At 26.9% G+C, this 9,767-nt stretch carries 11 protein-coding genes, 3 tRNA genes and 1 rRNA gene; 2 read left to right on the forward strand and 13 right to left on the reverse strand.

What is annotated here, in order from left to right; translation table 11 throughout:
* The first annotated feature begins 288 nt into the window (after positions 1-288).
* Entirely contained in the window at positions 289-966 is a 678-nt protein-coding gene (locus A500_RS18770) for a uracil-DNA glycosylase (RefSeq protein WP_016209157.1), read from the forward strand.
* 30 nt (positions 967-996) lie between these two features.
* On the opposite strand, the gene A500_RS18775 is transcribed toward A500_RS18770, so the two are convergent.
* On the reverse strand, positions 997-1,200 hold the full coding sequence (locus A500_RS18775; protein ID WP_242835170.1) for a hypothetical protein: 204 nt from the start codon (positions 1,198-1,200) through the stop codon (positions 997-999).
* 358 nt (positions 1,201-1,558) lie between these two features.
* Positions 1,559-1,634 (reverse strand) — tRNA-Phe (locus tag A500_RS18780).
* Positions 1,635-1,787: 153 nt separating this feature from the next.
* On the opposite strand from A500_RS18780, the gene A500_RS18785 reads away from it, so the two are divergent.
* Positions 1,788-2,222 carry a hypothetical protein gene (locus A500_RS18785; protein WP_016209159.1) on the forward strand — a complete coding sequence of 145 codons (435 nt, stop codon included), beginning with the start codon at positions 1,788-1,790 and terminating at the stop codon, positions 2,220-2,222.
* Positions 2,223-2,296: 74 nt separating this feature from the next.
* On the opposite strand, the gene A500_RS18790 is transcribed toward A500_RS18785, so the two are convergent.
* The 11 genes from A500_RS18790 to rrf form a co-directional block, all read right to left on the reverse strand.
* Positions 2,297-3,229 (reverse strand): CPBP family intramembrane glutamic endopeptidase, encoded by a 933-nt coding sequence (locus A500_RS18790; protein ID WP_016209160.1) that lies wholly within the window; start codon positions 3,227-3,229, stop codon positions 2,297-2,299.
* A 265-nt stretch (positions 3,230-3,494) separates the two neighbouring features.
* Positions 3,495-4,736 carry a competence/damage-inducible protein A gene (locus A500_RS18795; protein ID WP_016209161.1) on the reverse strand — a complete coding sequence of 414 codons (1,242 nt, stop codon included), beginning with the start codon at positions 4,734-4,736 and terminating at the stop codon, positions 3,495-3,497.
* 97 nt (positions 4,737-4,833) lie between these two features.
* Complete coding sequence (locus tag A500_RS18800) at positions 4,834-5,070, reverse strand: hypothetical protein (RefSeq protein WP_016209162.1); 237 nt, start codon at positions 5,068-5,070, stop codon at positions 4,834-4,836.
* A gap of 108 nt (positions 5,071-5,178) precedes the next feature.
* Positions 5,179-7,254 carry an elongation factor G gene (fusA, locus tag A500_RS18805; RefSeq protein ID WP_016209163.1) on the reverse strand — a complete coding sequence of 692 codons (2,076 nt, stop codon included), beginning with the start codon at positions 7,252-7,254 and terminating at the stop codon, positions 5,179-5,181.
* A 395-nt stretch (positions 7,255-7,649) separates the two neighbouring features.
* Positions 7,650-7,904: a GtrA family protein gene (locus A500_RS22110; RefSeq protein ID WP_423219306.1), complete on the reverse strand. Its 255-nt coding sequence runs from the start codon at positions 7,902-7,904 to the stop codon at positions 7,650-7,652.
* 6 nt (positions 7,905-7,910) lie between these two features.
* Positions 7,911-8,354 (reverse strand): VanZ family protein, encoded by a 444-nt coding sequence (locus A500_RS18815; RefSeq protein ID WP_016209165.1) that lies wholly within the window; start codon positions 8,352-8,354, stop codon positions 7,911-7,913.
* Between the two features lie 99 nt (positions 8,355-8,453).
* A complete protein-coding gene (locus A500_RS18820; RefSeq protein ID WP_016209166.1) occupies positions 8,454-8,897 on the reverse strand; it encodes a hypothetical protein in 444 nt (147 codons plus the stop codon).
* 158 nt (positions 8,898-9,055) lie between these two features.
* Positions 9,056-9,211, reverse strand: a complete 156-nt coding sequence (locus tag A500_RS20885; RefSeq protein ID WP_172654992.1) for a hypothetical protein — start codon at positions 9,209-9,211, stop codon at positions 9,056-9,058.
* A 228-nt stretch (positions 9,212-9,439) separates the two neighbouring features.
* Positions 9,440-9,515, reverse strand: a tRNA-Ala gene (locus tag A500_RS18825).
* A 5-nt stretch (positions 9,516-9,520) separates the two neighbouring features.
* A tRNA-Ile gene (locus A500_RS18830) sits at positions 9,521-9,597 on the reverse strand.
* Positions 9,598-9,602: 5 nt separating this feature from the next.
* Positions 9,603-9,719, reverse strand: a 5S ribosomal RNA gene (gene rrf / locus A500_RS18835).
* Positions 9,720-9,767 lie beyond the last annotated feature (48 nt).

Consider the following 9,767-nt stretch of genomic DNA (forward strand, 5'->3'; position numbering starts at 1 on the left):
ATATTTCCTTGTCAACAATCTTTTTAACTTTTTTTAATCAACTGTTTAACTTATCTATTTCATAAGTGACGAGTTACATAGTATCACGTTATTTTTGTTTAGTATTTCTATATTTACCTATTTTATTCATACTTATACCTTATTTTCTTTATTATCCTTTTATTTATTACAAATTACTTATAAAGATATTCTAGGTAGCGTTTTTGTCGAAGATTCTCATAACATATAGTATTTTTCTTTGTTTAATACGTAATAATATATATAATTATTTATATGGAGGTGATTTTTTTGAAAAAAATATTAAATAATGATTGGCAAGAATTATTACAAGATGAGTTTGATAAGGACTATTATCAAAACCTCAGAAAATTTTTAGTATCAGAATATAAAACAAAAACTATCTATCCTGATATGCATAATATTTTTAACGCATTAAATTTTACAGCTTTTAAAGATGTTAAAGTTGTTATTCTAGGTCAAGATCCGTATCATGGTCCAAACCAAGCACACGGTTTATCTTTTTCTGTTAATAAGGGAGTTAAAATTCCACCGTCATTAATGAATATCTACAAAGAACTTAACGATGATTTAGGTTGTTACATACCTAATAATGGATTTTTAAAAAATTGGGCTGATCAAGGAGTTTTACTATTAAACACGGTTTTAACAGTTAGGGCTCATGAGGCTAATTCTCATAAGAATATTGGATGGGAAATACTAACTGATAAGATTATATCATTACTTAATGAAAGAAAAGAGCCTATAGTGTTTATTTTATGGGGAAACCCTGCAATAATTAAAAAGAATCTTATAACAAACAGACATCATTTTATAATTACTTCTCCCCACCCTAGTCCATTATCTGCCTTTAGAGGTTTTTTGGGAAGTAAACCATTTTCTAAAACAAATGAATTTTTAAAGTCAATTAACATCTCACCTATAAATTGGCAAATAGAAAATATTTAAATAAAAAAGGCATAATATTTTATGCCTTTTTTACTTATTTTTATTTTTGTTTTTTTTATAAAATGAATATCCTATTGAAAATATTATTCCTATTACAGTGCCTGCCGAAAATGTTAATATTATATTGTCTATAAAAATTCCTAGGAATATACCTATCCCAGCACCTATTGCTATACCCTTTGCTAAATAATCATAATCTTCATCAGATAAAATTAACTTTTCCAAACTAAACACCTCTCTTAATTGAATTTCTTGTTTTAAATATTAATATTGTAATTAATAGTCTTCTAATTTAAAGTAAAATACTTAATAAACTTATTTAAGTTGAATAATACATTTAAAATATCTGTTATTTCTATTTTAATGCTTACTTCTTAAATATTTCTTAACTAAAACTTAAAGTAAAATTAATTATAGCAATATTTTACATCATTATGATTAACTTGTAAAGAGGTATCATATACTTTTTTATTTCGTTTTTAAAATCATTTTTTACTTTTTGTATTTTAATTTATTTAGAAATGATAGTTAATTTTATATGAACATATTTTTACATAAAAAAAACTAACTAAGTAAAATTAGTTAGTTTTCCTGGTGGCTCGACCAGGAATCGAACCAGGGACACGAGGATTTTCAGTCCTCTGCTCTACCGACTGAGCTATCGAGCCTTAACGATTTATATTTTATAAAATTTTTTATAATATGTCAACGTTTTTAGTAATTTTATTTTATAAATTTTATAACTAATATATTTAATGATTTAAGTTATTTTTATAAATTTGTATAAATATAATAAATTATAGTATTACTAGGAGTGTACCATGAAATATATATTATTTATCTTACTTATAATATTATTAGTAGCTACTTATCTTTATTATGATAGAAAACTAGCTTTAATAAAAAAACAATTAATGATAACTTCAAATCAATATAACATTATAAGAAATAAATATGATACTTTTAAAAGACCTGAGACTAATTTATCCATAAGGTTTATTAATCCCTCTTATAAAAGTGGAATAATCGCTACTGATTCTAAGTTGTATATAGCACCTTTAGATTCGTCTCAAATACTTAGAAAAACTAATATTCGTATGGAAGTTATAATATTAGATTCAGCTGAAATAAATAACCAAACTTGGTATTATGTAAACTTACCAATAGACAATTGTATAAATTGTAGAGGATGGATTAATTCCAAAGATATTTCTATATTCTATAGTGAGTCCTCTTCTTTAATTAAATCTAACTAAATGTATAAAATGAATCTATAAAATATAAATTCGTAAAAAAGTATATATTTTTATAGATTCATTTTTATTATATCTTAGACAGTTCTAATCATAATAACTATATATAATATTATTGAAAGAATAAATGGGATATTTATTATTCTTTCATTCTTATTGTTACATATTGCTGTAGAAATCCCTACGTCTTCCACTTTTTTCTTGTTATTTATCTTTTCCAATGCATATATTATTGCGAATGAAATAGCTGCAAAAATTATAGCTATAGATCCATATATTATTACCAATGTTATTTTTTCTGAGTATGAAATATTTTTTAATGTAAGTTCTGTAGTTTCATTACTAACTGATAATGCCTTTGTAACATAATTAGCTATCTTTGCCATAGTTACTGATGTACCGTTGACTATGAAATGTATTATCATAGATGCAAATATACTGTTAGTTATTCTTACAGCTAATGCCATTATAAATCCTAATACTGTAGCATATAAAAACTGTTGTGGATCTAAGTGTAAAATTCCAAAAAATAAACCTGTTATTATTGCTGCAACATACTTGTTCTTATCATCATATCCAGAAAGCACTATTCCTCTTATTGTAATTTCTTCAGTTATCGCAGGTAAAAGTGCAACAAGTGCCAATAATAATATATATGGTGTTGATGTTATTTCTGTAATGAATGCGCCAATTTCGTTATTAAAGAAAAACGTAGAAATTAGCGAAAAAAACGTCATTATAGGTTGAACTATAAATGCTAATAATATAATTAATAAAATATTTTTCAGCTCTAACTTATTAAGCTTTAAAGTCTCTTTAAATGATGATTTTGTTAATAATAAATATATTATTGCCGGTAATAAGAATAGTATTATATGATTAAAAAGAAGTATTAGCCTTGTATCTAATAATCCAATTTTAATATAAAAAGGCCTTAAAAGTAGTGGAGCCAATATTTCTATTATTAGTATGACTAAAAAATATAAATTTACCTTAAAAATTTTTTTCATATTTATCTCCTTGTTTATAGTATTTAATTAGTAATTACTTAAGATATATAAGTATACTGTCATATTAAATCTTTATGATAAAATATATATATCTTATTATTTACGTTTATTATAAATATTAATGTATAAGTTTATATCTTAAGGGACATAATTATAATGAAGCGAGAAGGCTTCCACAGTTAATCGCCTCTCCCCCATTTTATTTATATACAAAAATAATCTCCTTTCTTACTTAAATGTATCTAAGGGGATTATTTTATTCCCCTTATTTAGTTAATTTTAAAATTTCTTTTCTTAAAATATTTAATGCATTCATTGTAGTTTTTTTTCTTATACGCTCTCTATTTCCTGTAAAATTAAATTTCTTTACTATAATATTACCTTTTATAAATATTCCTATATAAACTAATCCAATAGGCTTTTCATTTGTTCCACCACCTGGACCTGCTATGCCTGTAGTTGATATTGCTATATCAGTGTTGGTTGCTTTAGCAATACCTTCTGCCATTTCTCTTGCAACTTCATCACTCACCGCACCATACTTATCCAATGTTTCTTTTTTAACTCCTGCTCTTTTAATCTTTGATTCATTTGAATAAGTTATTGCTCCTTCTTTAAATACATCTGATATTCCTGGATATGATATTAAACTTGCTGCCACCATTCCACCTGTACATGACTCAATAGTAGAAATACTTAATTTTCTATCACATAACATTTTAGAAACAACAAATTCTAATGATTCATCATCTTCTCCATATATATATTCACATAGATTTTCTTTTATTTCAGTACATATGGGATTTATTAAATTATTGCATTCATCTTCACTACTTCCTTTTGCTGTTATTCTTAAGGTAACATCAACATCTTTAGCATAAGGAGCCACTGTGGGATTTGTACTATTTTCTATTAAATTACTCAATCTCTGAGCCATTAAGCTTTCACCTATTCCAAATAATCTTAGAGTTTTAGATTTTATAACTTCACCAGTTATATTTTCTAAATATTTTACTACATGATTATTAAACATAGGTTCCATTTCTCTTGGTGGTCCAGGTAGTATTATTAGAATCTTATCATTTACTGATATAATAGATCCTGGAGCTGTACCATTAGGATTAGGTAAGATTATAGATCCTTCTGGAAAATATGCTTGCTTTTTATTAGCTTCTACTACAGCTTCATCTTTCATATCTAAATATGCTTTTATCCATTCTAAAGATGGTTCATGAAGTATTAATTTCTTATTAAAAAATTTAGCTCCCAACTCTTTTGTTAAATCATCTTGAGTTGGTCCTAGCCCACCTGTAGTAATAACTAAATCACATCTATCAAAAGCCTCTCTAAATGAATTAAGAATTCTATCTTCATTATCACCAACTGTACTTTGATGATATACATCTATCCCTAAAGTTGCTAATTCTTTAGCCAAAAATTGTGTATTTGTATTAACTATATCTCCTAATAATATTTCTGTACCTATAGCTATTATTTCTGCTTTCATTTCCTCACTTTATCCTCCTATTCAATACTTAATTTCATATAAATATTTTACCATAAATTATTAAAGGCTACTAATCCATAGATTAATAGCCTTATATTTACTTATATTTGTTAGCGTTAATATAATATTCACCTCTTTGATTTATACCTTCTTCTAAAATAGAAAAATTACTATCCTTAAGCATAGAGGTTATAATTTTTATATTGTTTTTATCAACGCTATCTAGTGTTATTGTAAAATTATCATTTTTATCTACAACTCCCATGTAGTCAAATATATTACTATATTCACTAAGTCCTAACCCTCCATTTATATCCATTTTATAATCTGGCATAGTGTACCTCCTATATTTATCTTTTGTATAGGATTTGCTCCGTAACATTTCTATCTATTTTATATTATTTTTTCTTAATAATTCTTTATTTATTCACTATGCCTATAGTTAATTTTTTCTAACTTCTTCTATTATTTTTTTAGCCTCTAATTCTGGAACCTCTTCATATCTTTCAAGCTCACTAGTAAAGCTTCCTCTTGCTTGAGTCATTGAACGCAAATCAGTAGGATACTTAAACATTTCTGACAAAGGTATTTCTGAAATGATTTTTTGTAAGTTCCCATCTGGTTCCATGCCCAAAACTCTACCTCTTCTTTTATTAACATCTCCTATTATATCTCCCATATATTCATCTGGTACGAATATTTCAACATGCATAATCGGTTCTAATAAAATTGACTTTGCTTGTTCTAATCCCTTTTTATATGCAATAGATGTTGCCATTTTAAAAGCCATTTCAGATGAATCTACTGGATGGTATGAACCATCATGTAATGTTGCTTTTAATCCAACAACAGGATATCCTGCTAAAACCCCTTTTTCTATACATTCTCTAAGACCTTTTTCTACTGCTGGTATAAAGTTTCTTGGAACAACTCCACCTACTACGTTATCTACAAATTCTAATTCACTTCCTCCGTCTTTTCTTGGTTCAAATTTTATTTTTACATCTCCATATTGTCCATGTCCTCCAGATTGCTTTTTATGTTTACCTTGAACATCTGCAATTCCCTTTATAGTTTCTCTATATGGTATCTTAGGAAGCCTTAAAACCACTTCAGCTCCAAACTTATTTTTCAATTTACTTGCTATGACATCCAAATGAGTTTCTCCAATACCAGATATTATCGTTTCTGCATTTTCTGTATCTCTTGAAATTGTAAATGTAGGGTCTTCTTCTAATAATCTTTGAAGTGAACTAGATATTTTATCTTCATCACCTTTGGATTTTGGTAGTACTGCCATTGACATAGATGGTTTGGAGAAATTCATTTTATCATATATAATTTTATTGTTTATATCACATAAAGTATCTCCTGTTTCCGTGTACTGTAACTTAGCAACAGCAGCTATATCTCCTGCTACAACTTCTCTTGTCGATATTTGGTTTTTTCCCTTCATGAAGAATATATTTGCTAACTTTTCTGGTTTATCTTTATTGCTATTTATAACATTAATTTCATTAGATAATTTTCCTGTTATAACTCTAAATAAAGATATTTTACCAACAAATGGATCCGATATAGTTTTGAATACTAATGCAGAAAACGGCTTATCTTCATCTAATTTTATGAAAACCTCTTCACCATTTTGCATTGATACTGCTTTTTGGGGAATTGAATATTTAGGTGATGGAAAACATTCTACTACATCCTCTAAAAAACATTTCATTCCTATAACCTTTGAAGCACTTCCACACATAACTGGTGCTATTTCTCCATTAGCACAGCCTTCTATAAGTCCATTATAAATCTCTTCATCACTTAGTTCCCCTTCACTGAAGTATTTATCTAATAGCTCTTCATTAGTCTCTGCTACTGCTTCCATAATCATTCTCTTACATTCATCTATTTTTTCTATAAGCTCTTCTGGAACTTCCATTTCTTGAATTTTATTGGTTTTTGCATCATGAATTCTAACTCTTCTTGATATAACATTAATCACGCCTCTAAAATTATCTTCCGATCCTAATGGATATTGAATTGGAACAACACTTATTCCAAACTTCTTTTTTAACTGAGCTAATGTTTTATCAAAATCTGAGTTTTCTCTATCCAATTTATTTATGAAAAATGTTCTTGGTAACTTTATCTTATTACAATAATCCCATGCCTTTTCAGTTCCAACCTGAACCCCTGATACTCCACATACAACTATAGTTGCTACATCTACAGCTCTCATACCTTGTATTAGCTCTCCATAAAAGTCAAAATAACCAGGTATATCTACTAAATTTATTTTTGTTTCATTTACTTCTATTGGAGCTATAGAAACTGAAAGAGAAATCCCTCTCTTTTTTTCTTCCTGATCGAAATCTGTTACTGTTGTTCCATCTTCTATTTTCCCTAACCTATCAGTATTTCCTGTATTAAATAGTAATGCTTCTACCAGTGAAGTTTTTCCTGATGCTCCATGGCCAATGAGCCCAATATTTCTTAAATTTTTTATTGTGTAATTTTTCATACTACTTCATAATATTTGATTAAATATTATGATTCACCTACCTTTCATTTAAAATCTAAATAATTTTTTTCAATTAGCATTATTGGAAAATTCTTATGTTTATAAATTTTAAATCTGTGGTTATATTTTTAATAAATCCATCTTAAGTGCAGGTTTTAATCTATTTTATTAATTATAGAATAACATAAACTTTTTTATTTTCCAGAATATTCAGATTATTAATCCTTGTTCTATCTTATATTTATCTTTATTCAGTAATTATAAAAATAAGTACAAAAAGCGTATCTATCTAGATATTATAGCTACACTTACTGTCATCTTAATTTTTAACATATCTATTTGTATATAATCATATTTAAATAAATATTTATTTAAATATTTTCCTTTTTAAATGTTCATAATTTATTTCCTAGAAAGTTTATACTCATAGTAAATATTATGGATACTATTCGAGAAAGAGAGGCATTGAAATTTAAATTATCCACTAATATTAATCGAAGTATATTATTTATAAAAAGAGTAACTAAATTTATAACTATAAATTTAAAAGTTGTTATAATTTCTTTACTTTTTGCTTTAAAAACCCATATATTATTCCACAAGTAACTATTAATCATTTCAAACAAAAAAGGACATCCATTGCTGAATATCCTAACTCAATCTTTTTTAATCTTAATTGCTTTTATTAATTTTATTACTAAATATCCAATAACGGCTCCAGATGTGTCTATTAATACATCTTTAAATGACATACTCCTTCCAGGAATGAAATATTGATGTATTTCATCAGTACATGCATATAAAAACACAAATACAATTGAATATATCATATTCTTCTTATTTTTAATATAGAATTTGCTAACATTACAAGCTAATAAAAATAGTATTAGATATTCAGAAAAGTGAGCGACTTTTCTAACTATAAGGGTAGTAAGCTCACCAAAATATTCATTTAATTCTATTCCTATAAAATTAAGTGCTTTTACAACCAAATCACTTTGACCACTAGAAATATCTCCTGGCTGATGTGACATGTAAAATATTATGCTCATCCATATTAACAGCATTATCCATGATATTATCTTTTTGTTTTTACTCATAAACATCTCCTTATGTATAATGATTATATATAACTATTATACATTAAGTTAATAATCTTTTGCATATTATATTGATAACTGTATAATAAAGTTTTAATATCAATCCTTTTCAACCAAATATCTGTTAATATATGCTAATGATTGTTCTAGCATACTCTGTCCTCTTTCTAGGTCTTTAACATTTACCTCTAAATTATATATTCTTTGTTCCACTAAATTCATTATTTGTTTTATATCATTTAATAACTTAGCTTCATATGAAACCTGAACTCCATCTGAGTCTATATAAATTCTTTCCGGAACAGATCCGCATTTAGAGCATTTAGCATAGATACTTTTATTCTCTATATCTCTAAATATTTTAAATGTATCATTATTACAATTTGAACAATTAGGCAACATCGTAAAGTCTTGAGTAGATACATCAATATCATATTTAGATTTACAATAAGCACAAATTAAATGTAATTTATCTTCTTCACTTTCAAGAAAAAATCTATTTCCGCTACATCCTTCTTTTTCACATACAAAAGTTCTTATCATTTCCTAATCCACCCTCCTTATTTAGAGAGATTATCTCTCTACAAATTTAATATGCCTAAATATATTACTTTATTCTTATTATTTACATTAATTTTATATACATATATCTTAAAAAGTAAAATGGATCTAAATTTAATAATTTAGATCCATTAAATATTTTAACTATTACAAAATTCATTTAATTCTTTTAATGCTGCTTCTACTTCTTTTATAAGCTCGTCTATCTTGCCTGTATTTTTACCTGCTAATACAAGCTCTCTTTTCTCTAACTTCAATTTTATTAATCTTTGCTCTAGATCATCCTTCTTACCCATAACAACACTCCCCATCTAAGGATAAGACCTTAAAACTTTTACATTTGATATCATATATTAATTATATATTATTTTTCAGCTTATTCCTAATTAAAATTTTAGAAAATTTTAAAACTTTTTCGACATTTGGTACATATATACATAGTCATACTATTATTTAAAATTGTATAATATGACTAATAACCTAAAATTTTAATAAAAAAAGAAGCTATGATAACATAACTTCTTTGGTGGAGGTAAAGGGATTCGAACCCTTGACCCCTTGCGTGCAAGGCAAGTGCTCTCCCAACTGAGCTATACCCCCAAATATGGTGGACCTTCAGGGACTCGAACCCCGGGCCGACCGGTTATGAGCCGGTTGCTCTAACCAACTGAGCTAAAGATCCATATTACCTGGCAACGTTCTACTCTCCCACACAGTCTCCCATGCAGTACCATCGACGCTGTAGAGCTTAACTTTCCTGTTCGGAATGGAAAGGAGTGTTTCCTCTACGCCATCATCACCAGATTACATTAACATTATATTGTAACTATAATGCTTTGTCAATATATTTTT

The sequence above is a fragment of the Clostridium sartagoforme AAU1 genome (genome assembly GCF_000401215.1).
In the GTDB taxonomy this organism is placed as follows: Bacteria; Bacillota; Clostridia; order Clostridiales; family Clostridiaceae; genus Clostridium; species Clostridium sartagoforme.